Source organism: Gordonia terrae, from assembly GCF_051789125.1.
Classification (GTDB): domain Bacteria; phylum Actinomycetota; class Actinomycetes; order Mycobacteriales; family Mycobacteriaceae; genus Gordonia; species Gordonia terrae_A.
In genome coordinates this window covers 4969280-4986934 of record NZ_CP196526.1, presented here as the reverse complement: position 1 = coordinate 4986934, position 17655 = coordinate 4969280, and the positions used below count along the sequence as shown (strand labels likewise).

Sequence of the window (17655 nt, the reverse complement as noted above, 5' to 3'; positions counted from 1 at the left end):
GTGGACGAACGGTTCTTACGGCAGGCCATCGCCGACTTCCGCTCCGGCGCCGACCATTTCGTGAGCCTCGTCGACGGGATCGACGACAACCGGTGGGACGGTCCCGGTCTCGGTGACTGGTCGCTGCGCTCGCTGGTCGGTCACACCGCCAGGTCACTGACCACGGTCGTCACCTACCTCGCCGAGTCCGCTTCGACGATCGACCTCGACTCCACCGCGGCGTACTACGCGTCGATCCAGGGGTACGGAGACCCGGCGTCGGTCTTGCAGCGTGGGGTCGACGCCGGCCTCGCTCTCGGCGACGACCCCCGGGCGAGCGTCAAGACTCTGCGCGCACGAGCTCTCGACCTGCTCGACGACATCGATGATCGGCCGCTCGCCACGCCGTTCGGCGGCATCTTGCTGTCGCATTACCTGCCGACCCGGACGTTCGAACTCGCCGTGCACGGTCTCGACATCAGCCGCGCGATCGGTGTCGACGGTGCGCTGCCAACGTCAGTCCTGGCGTCCGCGCTGTCGACGGCTGCGGCGACGGCCGCTCGCACCGGTCAGGGCGAGCAGGCGCTGCTCACCCTCACCGGGCGTTCGTCGGAGCCGATCTCGGTCGTCTGAGAGAACCGGCCTCAGCCAGGGACCGCGGCGTGGGCGAACTCGGCGACGATGCCGGCGTTGAAAGCGGCCAGGTCGTCGGGCTTCCGGCTGGTGATGAGGACGTTGTCGCCGTCCCGGCAGATGACCACTTCCTCGTCGACCCAGGTGCCGCCCGCGTTGATGACATCCGTGCTGATGCTCGGGAACGACGTGAGCGTGCGCCCACGCACCACGTCTGCCTCGATCAGCGTCCACGGTGCGTGACAGATGGCGGCCACCGGCTTGCCGGCCTCGAAGAAGCTGCGGACGAAGCGGACGGCGGGTGCCGAAGCGCGCAGGAAGTCGGGATTCGCTACGCCGCCGGGCAGGACGAGCGCGTCGAAGTCGAGGACGCGGGCGTCCTCCAGCACGACATCGACGGGAAAAGTGTCGGCCCGGTCGAGATGATCGAACGCCTGGATCGTGCCCGACTCGATGGACACCAGCACCGGCTTGCCGCCGCACGCCTGGATCGACTTCCACGGTTCGGTGAGTTCGACCTGCTCGGTGCCCTCCTGGGCGACCAGGAATGCGACGGTGATGGCGTTGAGTTCTTCGGCCATGTCTGCTGTGCCTCCTCGTGCGCACCGACCTCTGCCGGGACGAGAACCGAGAGTTTCGGTGATCACTCCGGCCGGGAGGTCGTGGTGCGCCAGTCGTGGGTCCGACCGCGTCTTGATCGTCGGCGCGGATCAACCGACGCCTGTACTCGTTCCGTACCCCCGGGGCTCGAACCCCAAACTGCACCGTGGTCGGTCGCCGGTGTTGAATGTCCTCCGGTGATGCGGAAGAGGAGGGGGCCGTGGGCGGTCTGAACGCGGTGGCGACGTTGGTGCACCTGGCGCGCGGTGGACGAATCGGTGAATCGCACGAGACCCCGTTCACCGTGATCGGTGACGCACCACACCGCGTACTGCGCCGCTACGGCACCGACGACGAGGTCGCCGTCGCTCTCGGATCAGGGCACCCGCCGGTGCTGCTCGTCCCGCCGCTCGCGGTGTCCACGATGTGCTACGACCTGGCGCCGGATCTGTCGGTGGTGCAGTTCTTGCTCTCGACCGGCCGCGTTCCGTACGTGCTGGACTTCGGGGAGATGACGCGGGCCGACCGGCACCTGGGGTTCGCGGATTTCTTCGACGACATCATCCCGGGTGCGATAGCCGGTGTCGTCGCCGATTTCTCGGGCTCGGCCAAGGCCGAAGGCATGGGCGTCGACCTTCTCTCGTGGAGCATCGGAGGCACCCTCAGCCTGCTCACCGTGGCCGCGGATCCGGAACTGCCGGTGCGATCGGTGACCGCGGTGGGGACGCCCCTCGACTATTCGAAGGTGCCGCCTTATCCGCTGGTGAAGAGGCTCATGCGGCCGGTGGGGTCCACGCCGGTGACGCTCGCGCTGAAGGCCCTCGGGGGGATTCCGGCCCCGCTGGTCCGGGTGGCGTATCGGGGAACCGCGTGGCAGCGCGAGCTGAAGAAGCCCGGGTACATCATGCGCAACGCCGACGACACCGAGGCGCTCACGCGGATGAAGGCCATCGACCGGTTCCAGGAGACCATGCCCGGGTATCCCGGCAAGGTCTCCGAGCAGATGTGGGAGAACTTCATCATGCGCGGCGAACTCGGCCGGGGAGTTCTGGACTTCGACGGCCGCACGGTCGATCTCTCACGTGTCACCGTCCCGGTTGCGCTCTTCGGCAGCCATCGCGACGCGATCGTGAGCTGGGCCGCTGCCCATCACGGCGTCGAGCTGCTCAGCGGGTCGCCGCAGGTCGAGTTCACGACGGTCGAGACCAGTCACCTCGGTCTCATCGCGGGGTCGGCCGCGGTCGAGGAGACCTGGCCGGCGATCGAGGAGTTTCTCGACGGCCTGAGCGCGTAATCGTCGATAGCCTGCCGACGATTCACTGCTCCCGGTAGCTCGGCGACGTACACGGCAACCGCTGCGGCGACCCCGAGCAGCAGCCATGCGGCGCTGGGCGCCGCACACGCCATCAGGCAGCCGGTGACGAGCGTTGTCACGCAGATCGTGACCGCCAGTGCGGCGGGCACCCACCGTCCATCCCTCAGGATCAGGACTGCGGCCTGTAGTTGCAGACCGATGACGGCGAAGACCATCCCCGCTACCGCGCCGCTCATCGCGATCGCGCTCGGCAGACCCTCGGAGCCATGGAGGAACGCCATGACCACGGTCGTGAGCAGGGCGGTCAATCCGGCTGCCGCGCCGGCTGTCGGCGAGGTGACGCGCGCGAAGCCTCTTTCGCCTGCCACATCGTCGACGTCAGGTGCAGAACTGGTCATGACTCTCTGTCTAGCCCACTTGTGTCATGACGGGTAGTATGCACATTTTCGTCCATATGGACGAGATTGTCCCCATGGATGGAGTGGATGGAGGATCACTGTGCCCCAACTGAGCGAGCCGGCCCAGCTGAACCAACCCAACCTGCGGGACTCGGTACGACGCGCTTACGAGGTGTGTCCCGTCGAAGTGGCCGTCGCGGTCCTCGGCGGCTCCTGGAAGATGACGATCGTCAAGAACCTGCTCGACGGTCCGATGCGATACGGCGCGCTGGGACGTGCAGTCGGCCCGGTGACGCCCCGAGTTCTCACCCGACAGCTGCGCGAACTCGAATCCGACGGCATCGTCACGCGATCGGCGTTCGCGGAAGTACCTCCCCGGGTGGAGTATTCGCTGACCGAGCAGGGGCAGGCGTTGGCTCCTTTCGTGTCCGCTCTCAACGAATGGGGTAAGAGCTACGCCCACAGCGTGATCGAACCCAGGTACGCACAGGAGAACGACACCGCACACCGCTGAGTCCCGGCGATCACCACGCGATCGGGGCGTAGATGAAAAAACCTTCATCTACGCCTCATCGACGCCTCACCGGCGTCGGACATCGTTACCGACATGAAGATCTCACGAGTACTCGCCGCCCTCGCCCTCGGTGCGCTCGCGGTCGCCGTGGTCGCCGCCGCCTTCTTCCTCATCCGATCCCCTGAACCCAGCCTGGCGTCCGATGCGGTGCCGGTCGACGTCGCGGCGGAGAAGTCACAACAACCGGGAGCATCGACGACGCAGGCCCAGGCTCACACACAGCCGCTGGTGCCCCAGACCCCGCCGGGAGCGCCGGTCCCGCGCGCTGTGGCCCCCAACCTGTACGTCGACGACGACGACCGGTGCGACAACCGGCCCGGCGTGCGGGACGATGATTGTGACGATCAGCGGGATGACATAGATGACCAGCGGGATGACCGGGACGACGGCTTCGAATCCGACGACCAGCACGACGACTGGGACGATGGCGTCGATGACGACCGGTTCGACGACTGACAACAGGGCCTCTCGTGCGGACACCCCGCACGCGGGAGCCGACACCGGGAGCGCGGGTCCGCGACAGCGGCCCGCGCTTCCGGCGCGATGGCGGATCACGGCGTGGATCATGCTCACCACGTTCCTGCTCCTCGCCGTGGTGTTCGTGATGACCCGCAACCTGTTGCTGCGCGATGTCGACAGTCGCGCGAACAACGACGTCTCGCAGGAGGCCAGCGAGTTCCGGACGTTCGCGGCGGAGGGCGTCGACCCCACCACCTCGCAGCCGTTCGATTCGGTGTCGAGACTTCTGGAGGTGTTCCTGTCACGGCAGTCGGCCGGCCAGGGGGAGGTGATGGCCGGCGTGGTCGGCGACAACGAGATCCTCGAGTTGCCCGGCAACGCCTGGCCCGCGTCAGGCGAGGGCAGTCGCGTCCTGGACGAGCTGCGCTCCCAGCCCGGCTCGGCCGGCGTCCTGATGACCACGCACGGCGAGATTCGCTGGGGGAAGGTCGATCTGGAACCCATCGGGGCCGGATCACCGGGCACCACACCGGCGTCGTCGAGACCGGGGACGTTCATCGTCGGGATCTACACCGATCCCGGCCGAGAGCTCGTCGACCGGACGATGCGGGTCCTCGCCCTCGTCGGCCTGGCCGGCATGATCATCACCACCGGGGTCGCGTACCTGGTCGCCGGCCGCATCCTCGCCCCGGTGCGCAGCGTCCGCACCGTCGCCGAGGAGATCGGGGAGAACGACCTGACCGCGCGCGTCCCGGTGCACGGTCGTGACGACATCGCCGCTCTTGCACAGACCTTCAACGCGATGCTCGATCGCATCGAGAGCGCCTACATCACGCAGCGACAGTTCGTCGACGACGCCGGACACGAACTGCGGACACCGATCACCGTGGTCCGGGGTCATCTCGAGCTCCTGCCCGACGATCCCGACGAGCGACGCAAGACCCTCGACCTCGTCGACAGCGAGCTGGTCCGGATGGGGCGCATCGTGGGGGATCTGCTCCTGCTGGCCAAGTCCGAACAACCGGACTTCGTCGTCACCAGGACCGTCGACGCCGCCCAGCTGATGCTCGACATCGAATCCAAGGTGCAACCGCTCGGCGAGCGGGAGTGGTTGCTCATGGAGGTGGCCGAAGGTCCATGTTCGCTGGATCCCGAACGGATCACCCAGGCGATGCTGCAGTTCGCGTCGAACGCGGTCCGTCACACCCGTGCGGGCTCGGTGATCCAGTTGGGTTCGCGCTTCACCGGTTCGGGGTCGCAGCGCCACCTCTCCATCTGGATCACCGATGACGGTCCGGGCGTCGAGGCGCAGGATGCGGCGAAGATCTTCGAACGGTTCCAGCGCGGACGGACGAGTTCGGCCCCCGAACACTCATCCGGTGCCGGGCTGGGACTCGCGATCGTGCGGGCCATCGCCGACGCGCACGTAGGCGTCGCCTGGGTGCGCAGCGTCCCCGGGCACGGGGCGACGTTCGGCATCGACATACCCGCCCCCGATCCATCGTCATTCGCCCCGACGTCGTCCGACGCACCGCCCGAAACAGGAGAGGGGACCACCTGATGAGCCGCGTTCTCATCGCCGAGGACGACGCCAGGATCGCGTCGTTCATCGGAAACGGTCTGCGCGCAGCCGGTTACAGCACCGAGCACGTGTCCGACGGAATGTCGGCACTCGAAGCGGTGCGCAGCGGCGCCTTCGACATGGTCGTCCTCGACATCGGTCTCCCGACGATGGACGGTTTCGATGTCCTGTACTCCATGCGCGGGGAGGGCATCACGACGCCGGTCGTGGTCCTCACCGCCCGGGACAGCGTGAGCGACACCGTGAGCGGGCTCGAGGGCGGGGCAAACGACTACATGACCAAGCCGTTCCAGTTCGCCGAACTGCTGGCGCGCATCCGACTCCGACTGGTGGACGATTCGGCTGTGTCGTCGGAGAACTCGTTGTCCGCGGGCGATCTTCGGCTCGATCTGAAGTCACGTCGCGCGCGGGTCGATGCGGACACCGTCGATCTCACCGCTCGTGAGTTCGCCCTGCTCGAGGTGTTCCTGCGACACCCCGACCAGGTGCTGTCCCGCGAGCAGATCCTCGGCCACGTGTGGGGGTACGACTTCGACCCGGCGTCGAATGTCGTCGATGTGTACGTGCGGGCGCTGCGCAACAAGATCGGATCGCACCGCCTCGAGACGGTCCGCGGCATGGGGTACCGCCTGCGCGCAGGTGACTGACCCGGCTCGACGGCCGGTCCGGACCGTCAGGGCGCGACGCCGAACCAGTCGTCGAACCCGGAGGGGTCGTGCCGCCCGAGCGCACCGTGCTCGAACAGGCCCCAGCCGGTGCGTGCCGTCCCGTCGGCTTCGCGACACACGGCACTCCCGACATGATCGATGACCCCGAACGCCATTCGCCCGGCGATGTCCGCGCTGGTCATGTCGTAGGTGAGACGCTCGGTGAAACCCGCACCGCGCCAGGCTCCGTGCGTCCAGTCGGGATCGCCACCGTACCCGCCGCCCACGTGGATGGGCACGGGCAGATGCGATGTCACCTCGAGGGTGACCGCCGATCCGCCGGCACCGGTTGCGGTGATCGTCGCCCCGGTGGGTACGCGTGTCCCCGACGCGTAGTGCACCGTGATCGCGGGCCATCCCAGCTGCTCGATCCGTCCGTCCTTCCACACCCGGGTGCAGTCGTTGAGTGTCCGGAAACCGGACGGGTCCTCCTGGACGATGAGGACGAGCTGGAAGTCGTCGAAGGCCATCGGGATGTAGAGCCACCACATACCCTCGAAGGGCGGATCTGCCGGCCGGCCTGCGGGTTCGGGCTCGCCGACGGGTCGGATTCCCCACGAGCGGTCGCGGCTCCCGATCCAGGTCGACGGGTCGACGGCGATCTCCTCGCCGTCGATGGTGATGGTGCCCCGCCAGGCCCCGACCTGGGCGAAGCGCTGCGCGTCGAGCGTCACCTTCGCGCCTTGCCGCATGACGTGTGGTTGCTCGAGCACGGCGTCGAAGAGGCCCTCCCAGTGCAGATCCAGGGCGATGCCCTCGGTGTCGGCAAGGGTGAGATGGAGCTCGCGCAGCGGATCGTCGACGCTCATCCGGTATGCGCCGACATGCTGATCGAGCCTGTTGTCGTCGATCACATCACTCAGGTGGAGTGCGGTCTGCGTGTCGGGGCCGTCCTGCCCGCGGCGTCGGATGAGGACGAACGCGTCCTTGACCCCGAGGTTGGGGTAATAGCCGATGCCGGTGATCAAGAAGATGTCGCCGCTGCGGTCGTGGGCGTTCAGGTAGGCGCGGTCATAGAAGTTCCGGTCCGAGCTTCCCGGCCACGATATCGGCTGCGGCAGTTGATGAATGGGGAACTCGTCCATCGGACCCACCCCGGATCGGGTCGTGTCCCCGGATGTGGCCATCTCAGTTCTCCTCGAGGAGTCGTTCGAGCAACGGTCGGTGGTAGAAGAGCGCGCCGTCGACGTCGTCGGGACGGTCGAGCTCGCCGAAGTGCACGCGTCGCGCGCCGGTACGCATGAACACACAGCACCACTGGACGGCGGCGTAGACGTGGAACCAACGCAGATCCGCCAGTTCGACGCCGGTCCGATCCCGGTAGGCGGCGCGCACGTCGGACTCACGGAGCAGGTCGGGAAGTCCGGGGAGCCCGGCCATCGTCGCCAGTTCCTGAAACACCATGTGCGCGAATATCAGCCATGCGACGTCGAGTTCCCGAGGCCCGAGGCGGGCCATCTCCCAGTCGAGTACGGCCGTCGGCGCGAAGTCGGCGAACATCACGTTGCCGAGGCGGGCGTCACCCCAGGACAGCACGGATTCGTCGCGGGCCACGTCTTCCGGGAAGTGCGTGGCGAGCCAGGCGAGGGCCCGTTCCACGAGCGGCGACCGGCCGATCCCCTCGACCGACAGGTCGTACCAGTCCCGTAGCCACACGAGGAGCCGTGACAGGTTGTTCTCACCCGGCGGGAGGTCGTCGACGAGAAACCCGAAATGAGTTGAGGCGTCGGGGATGGAGTGGAGGTCGGCGATCACGCCGATGATCGAATCCTGCATGTCCTGTTGCCGGGCCGGCGGGGCGTCGCCGAACCAGTTGTCGCCGAACGTGTACGGCATCACGTCGGGCGGTACCTCGCCCGAGCACCGGTCCATGAGGAAGAACGGTGCACCGAGGAGGGATCCGCTCGGTTCGAGATGATGTACCGCGGGTACCGGGACATCACTCAGTTCGGCGATCCGACGCATCGTGTCGTACTGGTGGTCCATTCGGTACGAGCGGAAGACCGGGATGTCGTCGGCCGCCGGCGCCATCCGCATCACCCATTCCCGGACAGGGGATTCGGGCCAGGTCACCGAGAGGGGGATGGTCTCCGAGGACATGCCGTTGCTGTCGCCGCCGGCTTCTACACGGACCGCGGGTGCGGCGTCGGGTGTGTCTGCTTGATCCGCGAGCCAGCGCGACAGCACCTCGGGGACCGATGCGTTGTCCCTGCTCGAACGCTGTAGGTGGTCGACCTGCTCGACGGCGGGTTCGGTGGCCATGGGCACCCCCGGGATTCGGTACCGCGACATTCGCTACGGTGAGTAGCGTTATGACAGCAGACTCCTCGCGCGGTTCGCAGCGACTTCGCGAAATCTCCGGCGGAGGGCGGGCACGATGACATCAGAGGTCGCCGAACCGGCCGCCGGCCGCCCTCGCGATGCGCGTATCGATTCCGCGGTGCTCGCCGCCGCCGCGGAGCTGCTCGTCGATGTCGGCTATCGGAAGCTGACGATGGCGGCGATCGCCGAGCGCGCCGGTACGACGAAGACGGCCCTGTATCGCCGCTGGTCGGGCAAGGCCGAGCTGGTCCATGATCTGGCGTTCTCACGGATGACGCGTCTGCCACCGTCCAGCGGCGAGGTCGCCGACGACATCCGGACGCTGGTGGAGTCGGCCCGCGAGTTGTTCGCCAGCCCGGTGACCCGCGCGGCCCTGCCGGGACTGATCTCGGACATGGCCGCCGATCCCGAGCTGGCGGCGCGCGTCCATTCGGGGTTCGCGGAGGTGTTCGGCGCGCTGCGGGATCGCCTGGTGATGGCCGTCGAACGCGGCGAGGTGCATCCCGACGTCGACCCCGATCGGCTCATCGAGGCGGTTGGCGGAGCCGCGATGCTCCACGCGCTGCTGCTCCGGGACGGACGACGGTTCGACGCCGCCTGGGCCGCCCAGCTGAGCGCGCTCGTCGTGCACGGTGTCGTCCGGTGAACGCGATGGCCGCGAGGGGGCGCGGCCGCCGCCCTACACTCGTGAGATGACCGCACCGAAGAGCATCGACGAGGCCGTCGAACAGATCCTGTCCACCTACGACACCATCACCGTGGTCGGGGCGAGCGCGAATCCGTCCAAGGCCGCCAACGAGGTTCCGGCGTACATGAAGAACCATGGGTGGCGCATCATCCCGGTGAATCCCGCTGCTGACGAGATCGTGGGGGAGCGGGTGTACCGGTCGCTGGCCGACATCCCGGAGCAGGTCGGTCTCGTCGACGTCTTCCGTCCCGGGCCCGAGTGCGCCGACGTCGCCCGGGCTGCCGTCGCGGCCGGCGCGAGTGCGCTGTGGCTGCAACTCGGCATCCGCTCGGACGAGGCGCGCTCGATCGCCGAGGAGGGGGGCCTGCTGTACGTCGAGGACCGCTGCCTGATCATCGAGCAGCGTCGCACCGGCATCGTTCCCGCCTGACGACGGTCGTGGCCCGGTGACATTCCTCGACGAACTGACGCACCAACGACTTCCGCTGTTTCTGCTGTTCGCGTCGTTCGTGGTCACGTTCGTGGTGACCCGGGTGATCACCCGGCTCATCCGCGCGGGCAAGGGGCCGTTCCGCAACAACGTCTCCGGCGGTGTGCACGTGCACCACATGGTCCCCGGGTTGATCCTCACGATCGTCGGCGCCTTCCTCTCGGTGGGCGTGAACGGGGCGTCGCCGGGGGCGGAGATCAGTGCGGTGCTCATCGGCATCGGCGCTTCCCTGGTGCTCGACGAGTTCGCACTCATCCTGCGTCTGCAGGACGTGTACTGGTCGCCGGAAGGGCAACTGTCGGTACAGGTCGTGGCCCTGGCGGTGGCTGCCCTGGGCATGGCGCTGCTCGGCTTCAATCCTCTCGAGGACGCCGATCTCGAGATCGGTCCGGTCGCTCTGGTCGCGACGGTGCCGGTGAACATCGCGTGCGCGATCCTGTGCGTGCTGAAGGGCAAGTTCTCCACGGCGATCGTGGGTGTGTTCATCCCGGTGTTCGCCTGGGTCGGGGCGATCCGCGTCGCCCGGCCCCACTCCGCCTGGGCGCGACGCCGCTACTCACCCGCCAAGGTGGAGAAGGCGCGCGATCGTGCGAAGAACTTCGACGGCCGCTGGGGCCGTTGGGGTCTGAGCATCGGCGATCTCGTCGCCGGTAAACCGACCGACGAGCCTGCTGCCCCGGCAGCCGCTCCCGCGGGCACAGGCGCAAGTGACAAGCCTGTCGGCCCCTGATCTGTCGACCTGCGACCGGTGGTCGTGCAGAGTGATTCAGGCAGCATCGTCGAGTCGCATGGTGCGCCGGTTGTTGGCGGGTAGCGGTCGGCGGTGCGGGTCGATGGTGGCGGGCGGCACGAGCCCATACCCGTTGACCCCAGCCCTGGCATCAAGTACGTCGGCAACGGAAAGCCTCGTGGCCACAAACTGTCACCGAAGACCCGATACATCACAACAACCATATTTGGGTCATGTCCCAGGACGGTGGTGACGGTGGGAGTGGTCTGAGTGCTTGTGCGTGTTGTTGTTCAGAGGTTCAGGTCGAGGGTCGGTCCGTAGATCGAGGTCTAAGCCCGTGCAGCAACACCGAAAGCCGCGCGGGCGAGCTCGATGAAACGCGTGGTCGCAGGGGATGGTCGGGACCGCCACAGCAGACCCAGGCGGGCCAGTGTCTCGACGCCCCGGATCGGTAGTCCGACGACGCGTTCATCCGCGTCGGCGATCGATTCGCTGAGAATGCCGACACCCATTCCGCTGCAGACCAATTCGATGATGGCGTCCGGAGACGACGCTTCGATCCCGGGCCGCACGGGCTCACCCTGCGCGAGCGCGGCGGCGTCGAACACGGCCCGGATTCCCGCGCCGGCGGGGAGGCAGATCAGCGACTGCCGACGGAGTGCGGGCATGCCGACGGTCCGCCGTGCAGGGTGCGCCTCCGCCGGCACGACCGCGACGACGCGCTCGGCGATGACCGTCAGGGACTCGACCCCGGCGGGCAGATCGTCCCCGTATCCGGCCAGTGCGACGTCGAGCCGGCCGTCGTCGACGGCTGCGATCAGGTCCGAGGAGGGAGATTCGCTGAGGCTCAACTCGATCTGCGGGTGGGCCGACCGGAAGTCACCGAGCGTCGCGAAGAGCGGTGCGATGGTGCAGCCCTCGACCATCCCGATCGACAGGCTGCCGCGGAGTAGGCCGTCCACGTCGGCGACCGCGCGGCTCACGTTCTCGGCCGCGGCGAGAGCCTCGCGCGCAGCGGGTAGCGCTGCGACACCTGCATCGGTGAGCCGGACGGTGCGACCGGACCGGTCGAACAGAGCCGACCCGAGTTCACGTTCGAGACCGCGGATCTGTGCGCTGATGTTCGGCTGAGTCGTGTGCACCCGGTTGGCCGCTGCCGTGAATCCGCCCTCGGTCGCCACCGCGACGAAGTACTCCAGCTGCCTGAGTTCCATAACTGACGATGATACCGACCATCAAGAGCATCAGTTGGACTTATCGGCGTATCGCCGACACCGTGGAAGTGGAACAACTCCCCACGAAAGGACCAGCGATGACCGCCTACGAAACCGCCCGCAGCCCTGAAGACCTCACCCGGTTGTTCGTCGAATTCTCCAATGCGGCAGACGCCGATGCGGTGGCATCCCTGTACGACGAGAACGCCGTGATGGCCTACCCGCCCGGCGAAGTGACCCGGGGTCGTCAGGCCATCCGCGACCTGTGGGCATCGGTTCTCGAGCACCGGCCGACCTTCGTACCGGAGCCGCCGCTGCCGACGCTCGTCTTCGGAGACGATCTGGCGCTGACATCGACACCTCCCCGCGACGGCGCCGGCGCCCGCGCGCAGGTGGTGGCCCGGCGGCCTGACGGGTCCTGGGTGCGCATCATCGACCAGCCCGAGTTCCAGACCCCGAGCGGCGGAGATTTCTGAGGATGGATTCAGCTTTCGTGCTAGCTTCGCTGTGTCGGCGGTTACACCCGCGAGCGAGGCGGCGCGAAGGGACGGGATTGCGTGGGAGCACCTGAAGCGGGACAAGTGGCCGCCACGATCGCGTCACGACTGGCCACGACGCGCGGCACGACCATCACGGTGGACTCGGCTCGCCGCCTCCCCGCAGGCGCGAGCCGCGCAACGTATGCGGCGACGCTCGTCGACGGCTCCGGCACCACCGAGCCGATCATCATCCGCGCCGTACCCGCCGCCGCCGATGACGGCGGACTGCGCGACGAAGCCCAGGTGCTCCGGGCGGCGGCGGACGCGGGCGTCCCGGTGCCGGTCATCCTCGACGCCGGTTTCGACGAGCCCGACAACGTGCTGGGTTTCCCTTACCTGGCGATGAATTTCATCGGCGGAGAATCGATTCCGCGACGAATCCTGCGCGACGACGCCTACGCGGGTGCACGATCCCGATTCGCGACACAGGCGGGTCAGATCCTCGCACGCATCCACGCGATCGACACCTCGCAGACCCCCGGCCTCGTCGAGCTCACCGATCCGATCGAGGGTTTGCGTCGGCTGTTCCCGCGCGAGTTCGACACCATGCCCGCGGGTCTGGTGCTGGCCACGCAGTGGCTCACCGAGAACAGGACCTCCGCGTCGAATCGAGACTGCCTGGTGCACGGCGATTTCCGGCTGGGCAACCTCCTCGTCGACCCCGACGGTGTTGCCGCGGTGCTGGACTGGGAACTCGTCCACATCGGCGACCCGGTGGAAGATCTGGGGTGGTTGTGCGCGAAGGCCTGGCGGTTCGGCGGTTCGACGCCCGTTGCCGGAATGGGTGATCGATCGACCCTGCTGGACGCCTACGCCGACGTGGCCGGATGGCGGCCCACCGAGGAGGCACTGCGGTGGTGGGAGCTCTACGCCACCGTGAAGTGGGGGTTGATCTGCGCGGTCCAGGCCGCGCGGCACCTCGACGGCGTCGAACGCTCCGTCGAACTCGTCGCGATCGGAAGACGCAGCGCCGAGCAGGAATTCGACGCACTGCTCGACCTGGGTCTCGTGACCCCTGAACCCGTGGCCGACCCGTTGGACGATCCATCGGCGACCCGCGAGGATCTGTACGGGTCCCCGAGCACCTCCGAACTGCTCGAAGCGCTCGCCGAGTTCCTCCGGTCGGACGCCATGCAGGCCGACCTGACGCCTCAGGTGCGGTTCCACACCCGGGTCGCGGGCAACGTCGTCGACGTCGTCCGGCGTGAGGAACTGCTCGGTGCCCGGCACACGGCCGAGAGCGCGCAACGTCTGAGCACGCTCGGGGTCGCCGACCAGCGGGCGCTGTGCGATGGGCTCCGGACGGGTGAGCTCGACGGCAGCGACGACAAGGTGCGCGACGCGATCGTTGCCGACGTGCGCGCTCGGCTGCTGGTCGCGAACCCCAGGTACTTCGCGGTCCCGCATCCGTGACCGGGCCATCCGTGACCGGGCCATCCGTGACCGCCGCCCTCCGAACCCGACCGACCCAGCGAAACCGACCGAGAAGGAATCACCGTGGACTTCGCAGTGCCCCAGTCGCTGAGCGACTACCTCGACGAACTCGACGCCTTCATCGAGGCCGAGATCCTGCCCCTCGAGCAGACCGATGACAACATCCGGTTCTTCGACCACCGTCGGGAGGATTCGCGAACCGACTGGGAACGCGGAGGTCTGCCGAACAAGGAGTGGGAGGCACTCCTCGGTGAGGCGCGCCGCAGGGCCGACGCCGCCGGCCACTTCCGGTACCCGTTCCCCGCGGAGTTCGGCGGGCGTGACGGATCGAATCTGGCGATGGCGATCATCCGCGAACATCTGGCGTCGAAGGGGCTCGGCCTGCACTGCGATCTGCAGAACGAGCACGCCATCGTGGGCAACAACATCGGCCTGCTCCTGATGCTGGAGTACGGAACTCCCGAGCAGAAGGAGGAGTGGGTCGAGGGCCTCGCCGCCGGAACCAAGTTCTTCGCGTTCGGGATCACCGAACCGGACCACGGTTCCGACGCGACGTGGATGGAGACGAGCGCGGTCCGCGATGGCGACGACTGGATCATCAACGGCGAGAAGACCTGGAACACCGGGATTCACGCCGCCCACCGGGACATCATCTTCGCGCGGACCAGTGGCGAGCCCGGTGAGGCCCGCGGGATCACGGCGTTCCTCGTGGACCCGCAAGACCCCGGATTCGCGGTCGAAGAGTATCTGTGGACGTTCAACATGCCCACCGATCACGCCCACATCAGCCTGCGCGACGTCCGGGTGCCGGATTCGGCGGTCTTCGGGGCCGAGGGCGCCGGACTGCAGGTGGTCCAACACTTCTTCAACGAGAACCGCATCCGGCAGGCCGCATCCAGCCTCGGCGCGGCGCAGTACTGCATCAACAGGGCCGTGGCCTATGCCAACGAGCGCGCTCCGTTCGGCAAGAAGCTGTCGACCAATCAGGCCATCCAGTTCCCGCTGGTGGATTTGCACACCCGCGCCGCGATGGTCCGCGCGTTGATACGGGAAACCGCCTGGAAGATGGACACCTACGGTCCGTTCGCGGCGTCGGCAGAGGTGTCGATGTGCAACTACCAGGCGAACCGACTGTGCTGCGACGCGGCCGACCAGGCGATGCAGGTGTTCGGTGGGCGAGGCTATTCACGGCACGAGCCGTTCGAACACATCTACCGCCACCATCGTCGGTACCGCATCACCGAGGGAGCCGACGAGATCCAGATGCGGCGCGTCGCCGGATACCTGTTCGGTTTCATGTCGGGCAAGGCGCCCAAGGGAGTGCGGTCGTCCTGAGTAGGCTGGCCCCATGATCGCGGTCATCATCATCGTGGCGGTTGTCGTGGTCGCCCTGTTCATCCTCGGCGGCGCCGCCTGGTTTGCCTACGACTCGGACAAACGAGTGCGTTCGTTCGCACGGTCCACCGAACTGATCCCCGGTCGTCCCGGCCGGGCGCCCGAGAGCTGGACCACCGACAACACCCGAGAAGCGTTGTTGCATCGACGGATTCGCTACGCGATCGCCGACGTCCACGCCAATCCCGCCATCCCGCGGGACGAAGAACTCGTCGCCGCGCGCGAGCGTCTCGACGACGCGGTCTTCGAGATCGACGATCGGCTGATCGCCGCCGCCGACCTCACCGGGGACGAATCCGCGGAGGCGCTCGACCGTGCCGAGGCGGCGATCAAGGATCTGGAGAAGCTCCCGAAGAAGCTCTGGGAGGCCCCCAGGGAGGAGCAACTCGCAGATCTCGACCGCGTGACCCGAGCGCTGTCGCGGGGCTGACCGTCAGATGACGGTCGGTCGAGGCGGCGGATCCGGCTCGGCCGGACGCGGTTGCGGTTCGGGCGCCGGCGGTGGCGTGGGTACGGGAATCGGGGGCTCGGACGGTGGTTCGGGAATCGGTTCGGGCGCGGGGACGGGCTCGGGTGGTGGCGGTGGCGGCGGGACCGGCTGGTTCATGTCCGGAGTCCTCTCGGCGTGCGCGTCGGGTATGGCTGGCATCGGGTCCATCTGATTCGTCCTCCTCCGACGCTACGCCCGCCGTCGGGGACCGGCCACCGCGTCGTCAGGGCGATGTCGACAGGTCGAGCAGCGTCCGTACGGTGCGCAGGTTGCGCCCCGTTCCCTGGACGCCGAGCCCGCGCGCGATGACCGGTGCGGTCAGCTTCGACCGACCCGCGCCGTCGGCGTAGCGGATGTGCAGGTCGGTGCCGACCACCTGGCAGACGTCGCCGTCGAAGTCCCTCTCCGCGAACGCCGCCGCCTTGTCCGGCGCCGGCGCACCCGTCAGGAAGTAGACATAGGAGTACTTGTCGTCGACCACCTCGAACGGATGGGCGGCCAATGCGCCGCGGACTTGTTCGGGCGTGCGACTGATGACTTCCCGAAACCAGCCGTAGCGTTCCTCCAGCGCCGCCTCGAGAGACCGATCGAACTCATCGGAATCACCCGGTGGCGCGCAGATCAGGTTCCCCGACGCGATGTAGGTCGAGACCTCCGTCGCCCCGAGTTCTGCTGCGATGGAACGTAATTCGCTCATCGGTAGCTTCGCTCCACCGACATTGACCGCGCGGATCAGGATGATGCGCCGCGTCACGGCCGCACCTTCGACAGATCGGTGCGCACCAGCATCACGTTGTAGTCGTCCCACCGGGACACGACGAAGTACAGGTTCTTTCCCGACGATCGCGGGTGGAGGTAAGGGGTGTAGAGGCCGCTCGACTGGGCCTGCGAGATCAGCACCCGCTCGCCGCCCCACGGTCCCTGAGGTGTCGGAGCCGTCCGCAGAACGATGGTGCCCGCTCGTTCGGTGAGCATCACGAACCTGCCGAGGAAGTTGTTGTAGGCCACCGACACCTCGCCGACCGGGCGGGGAACGATCGGTGTCGCGTCCGCCGGGTTCGACGACCAGTTCTGACCGTCGAAGTATCGGTAGCGCTCGAGACGGAGGATGTCGGCGGGACGGAACCGGGCCACATAGGTCGCGCCGAAACGTCCATTGGGTGTGCCGTATTGGTAGATGTATCCGCCGCTGCGCAGGAAGGCACCCATCTGGAAGCGACCGTGTCCGGCGGAGACCTGCGGTACGCCCGGAACCGTGAGGTCGGTGTTCCACCGCATCGTGCCGTTGTCGACAGACCAGGTCTGCCCGTTGTTGTGCGACACGGCGATCGCCGAATAGTTCGTCCGCCAGCGTCCCGGACCCTCCCAGCGGTGGATGGACATGAAGCTGACGAACTGGGTGCCACCGATCGAGATGCCACCCGTCGGGATGCGGCCGACCTCGACGTTACGCACGCCGACCGCGTTGAACATCGGCTGCGCCCACGTGGGATGGGCGCCGGTCACCGACGCACCCGAACGAGTAGATCCGGGTACGGCGTCGGGGAATCGGATCGCCTTGTCCAGGTCGGAGTTCGCGTCGCTGCGCAGCAACGTGTTGTGCTTCCAGACCATCTGGCCGGCACATCTGCCCCAGGTGTCGCCGAACGCCATCAGGATCTGACCGGAACCGTTGTCCCACGGAACCCCCACGTCGGTGGCCGTGATGCCGAACCGCGCGTCGGTGCGCGCCGGGCTGCGCGGTCCCGTCACCCAGGAGATCGCCGTGGTCGCGCCCCTCAGTCTCGGAAGCGGGCCCTGCGGTTTCTTGCCGTCGGCGCGATAGCTGCCGAAGTCGAGGCTGCTCCAGCCCGCCTGGCTCGACCCGCTGCTGCCGGTGCTTCCGACATCGCCCCCGGTGATACCGGTGACGTTGCAGACCGCCGCCCGGGCGGGAGCCGACACCGAGGTCAGGAGCCCGGTGGCCACGGCCACTGCCACGACGACGGTGGTCACGGTGCGCTGGCCACGCCTGATCGGGCGCAGATGCGGCCGGTTGCGTCGAGACATGGGTGTTCTCCCTGCTGGACCACGACAAGTGGTGTCAGTGTGGCAGAAGTGGCGGCC

At 67.6% G+C, this 17655-nt stretch carries 21 protein-coding genes and 1 pseudogene; 14 read left to right on the top strand and 8 right to left on the bottom strand.

The window, feature by feature from the left end:
- Positions 1-612 carry a maleylpyruvate isomerase family mycothiol-dependent enzyme gene (locus tag ACSUZC_RS22730; RefSeq protein WP_439030701.1) on the top strand — a complete coding sequence of 204 codons (612 nt, stop codon included), beginning with the start codon at positions 1-3 and terminating at the stop codon, positions 610-612.
- An 11-nt stretch (positions 613-623) separates the two neighbouring features.
- Here the strand turns inward: ACSUZC_RS22730 and ACSUZC_RS22725 are convergent, their stop codons facing one another.
- Entirely contained in the window at positions 624-1193 is a 570-nt protein-coding gene (locus tag ACSUZC_RS22725; protein ID WP_439030700.1) for a type 1 glutamine amidotransferase domain-containing protein, read from the bottom strand.
- A gap of 239 nt (positions 1194-1432) precedes the next feature.
- Between ACSUZC_RS22725 and ACSUZC_RS22720 the strand changes: the two genes are divergently transcribed.
- Entirely contained in the window at positions 1433-2506 is a 1074-nt protein-coding gene (locus ACSUZC_RS22720) for an alpha/beta hydrolase (protein ID WP_439030699.1), read from the top strand.
- Here the strand turns inward: ACSUZC_RS22720 and ACSUZC_RS22715 are convergent.
- A complete protein-coding gene (locus ACSUZC_RS22715) occupies positions 2422-2925 on the bottom strand; it encodes a hypothetical protein (RefSeq protein ID WP_439030698.1) in 504 nt (167 codons plus the stop codon). The genes ACSUZC_RS22720 and ACSUZC_RS22715 overlap by 85 nt on opposite strands.
- A gap of 100 nt (positions 2926-3025) precedes the next feature.
- Between ACSUZC_RS22715 and ACSUZC_RS22710 the strand changes: the two genes are divergently transcribed.
- From ACSUZC_RS22710 to ACSUZC_RS22695, 4 genes are all read left to right on the top strand, one after another.
- Positions 3026-3439, top strand: coding sequence for a winged helix-turn-helix transcriptional regulator (locus ACSUZC_RS22710; protein ID WP_439030697.1), 414 nt, complete (start codon positions 3026-3028; stop codon positions 3437-3439).
- A 93-nt stretch (positions 3440-3532) separates the two neighbouring features.
- Positions 3533-3955: a hypothetical protein gene (locus ACSUZC_RS22705; protein ID WP_439030696.1), complete on the top strand. Its 423-nt coding sequence runs from the start codon at positions 3533-3535 to the stop codon at positions 3953-3955.
- Positions 3933-5519, top strand: coding sequence for an ATP-binding protein (locus ACSUZC_RS22700; protein ID WP_439030695.1), 1587 nt, complete (start codon positions 3933-3935; stop codon positions 5517-5519). The genes ACSUZC_RS22705 and ACSUZC_RS22700 overlap by 23 nt, the downstream gene beginning before the upstream one ends.
- Positions 5519-6187 (top strand): response regulator transcription factor, encoded by a 669-nt coding sequence (locus ACSUZC_RS22695; protein WP_439030694.1) that lies wholly within the window; start codon positions 5519-5521, stop codon positions 6185-6187. Before ACSUZC_RS22700 ends, ACSUZC_RS22695 begins: the two co-directional genes overlap by 1 nt.
- Before the next feature lie 26 nt (positions 6188-6213).
- Here ACSUZC_RS22695 and ACSUZC_RS22690 read toward each other — a convergent pair whose 3' ends face one another.
- Together ACSUZC_RS22690 and ACSUZC_RS22685 are read right to left on the bottom strand one after the other, a co-directional pair.
- Complete coding sequence (locus tag ACSUZC_RS22690; protein WP_439030693.1) at positions 6214-7374, bottom strand: hypothetical protein; 1161 nt, start codon at positions 7372-7374, stop codon at positions 6214-6216.
- A 1-nt stretch (position 7375) separates the two neighbouring features.
- On the bottom strand, positions 7376-8509 hold the full coding sequence (locus tag ACSUZC_RS22685) for a phosphotransferase family protein (RefSeq protein WP_439030692.1): 1134 nt from the start codon (positions 8507-8509) through the stop codon (positions 7376-7378).
- A gap of 115 nt (positions 8510-8624) precedes the next feature.
- Between ACSUZC_RS22685 and ACSUZC_RS22680 the strand changes: the two genes are divergently transcribed.
- Genes ACSUZC_RS22680 through ACSUZC_RS22670 form a run of 3 tightly spaced genes read left to right on the top strand, consistent with a single transcriptional unit; the run spans position 8625 to position 10477 of the window.
- Complete coding sequence (locus tag ACSUZC_RS22680; RefSeq protein ID WP_439030691.1) at positions 8625-9215, top strand: TetR/AcrR family transcriptional regulator; 591 nt, start codon at positions 8625-8627, stop codon at positions 9213-9215.
- Between the two features lie 46 nt (positions 9216-9261).
- Positions 9262-9687 carry a CoA-binding protein gene (locus tag ACSUZC_RS22675; RefSeq protein ID WP_439030690.1) on the top strand — a complete coding sequence of 142 codons (426 nt, stop codon included), beginning with the start codon at positions 9262-9264 and terminating at the stop codon, positions 9685-9687.
- 16 nt (positions 9688-9703) lie between these two features.
- Positions 9704-10477 carry a hypothetical protein gene (locus ACSUZC_RS22670; protein ID WP_439030689.1) on the top strand — a complete coding sequence of 258 codons (774 nt, stop codon included), beginning with the start codon at positions 9704-9706 and terminating at the stop codon, positions 10475-10477.
- 36 nt (positions 10478-10513) lie between these two features.
- Here the strand turns inward: ACSUZC_RS22670 and ACSUZC_RS22665 are convergent.
- Both ACSUZC_RS22665 and ACSUZC_RS22660 read right to left on the bottom strand, forming a co-directional pair.
- Positions 10514-10600 (bottom strand): annotated as a pseudogene (locus ACSUZC_RS22665) (HNH endonuclease); the annotation flags it as partial.
- Positions 10601-10806: 206 nt separating this feature from the next.
- On the bottom strand, positions 10807-11691 hold the full coding sequence (locus tag ACSUZC_RS22660; protein ID WP_439030688.1) for a LysR family transcriptional regulator: 885 nt from the start codon (positions 11689-11691) through the stop codon (positions 10807-10809).
- 98 nt (positions 11692-11789) lie between these two features.
- Here ACSUZC_RS22660 and ACSUZC_RS22655 point away from each other — a divergent pair, with 98 nt between their 5' ends.
- The 5 genes from ACSUZC_RS22655 (at position 11790) to ACSUZC_RS22635 (ending at position 15721) form a co-directional block, all read left to right on the top strand.
- Positions 11790-12167, top strand: a complete 378-nt coding sequence (locus ACSUZC_RS22655) for a YybH family protein (RefSeq protein WP_439030687.1) — start codon at positions 11790-11792, stop codon at positions 12165-12167.
- A gap of 81 nt (positions 12168-12248) precedes the next feature.
- Positions 12249-13643, top strand: a complete 1395-nt coding sequence (locus ACSUZC_RS22650) for a phosphotransferase family protein (protein WP_439030686.1) — start codon at positions 12249-12251, stop codon at positions 13641-13643.
- An 84-nt stretch (positions 13644-13727) separates the two neighbouring features.
- Positions 13728-14999 (top strand): acyl-CoA dehydrogenase family protein, encoded by a 1272-nt coding sequence (locus ACSUZC_RS22645; RefSeq protein ID WP_439030685.1) that lies wholly within the window; start codon positions 13728-13730, stop codon positions 14997-14999.
- A 13-nt stretch (positions 15000-15012) separates the two neighbouring features.
- A complete protein-coding gene (locus tag ACSUZC_RS22640) occupies positions 15013-15489 on the top strand; it encodes a hypothetical protein (protein WP_439030684.1) in 477 nt (158 codons plus the stop codon).
- Between the two features lie 7 nt (positions 15490-15496).
- The gene (locus ACSUZC_RS22635; protein ID WP_439030683.1) at positions 15497-15721 is read left to right on the top strand and encodes a hypothetical protein; all 225 of its coding nucleotides are present in this window, start codon (positions 15497-15499) and stop codon (positions 15719-15721) included.
- A 51-nt stretch (positions 15722-15772) separates the two neighbouring features.
- Here ACSUZC_RS22635 and ACSUZC_RS22630 read toward each other — a convergent pair whose 3' ends face one another.
- Positions 15773-16303 (bottom strand): DUF1697 domain-containing protein, encoded by a 531-nt coding sequence (locus ACSUZC_RS22630; RefSeq protein WP_439030682.1) that lies wholly within the window; start codon positions 16301-16303, stop codon positions 15773-15775.
- Positions 16300-17598, bottom strand: coding sequence for a DUF4185 domain-containing protein (locus ACSUZC_RS22625; RefSeq protein ID WP_439030681.1), 1299 nt, complete (start codon positions 17596-17598; stop codon positions 16300-16302). Before ACSUZC_RS22625 ends, ACSUZC_RS22630 begins: the two co-directional genes overlap by 4 nt.
- Positions 17599-17655: the final 57 nt, after the last annotated feature.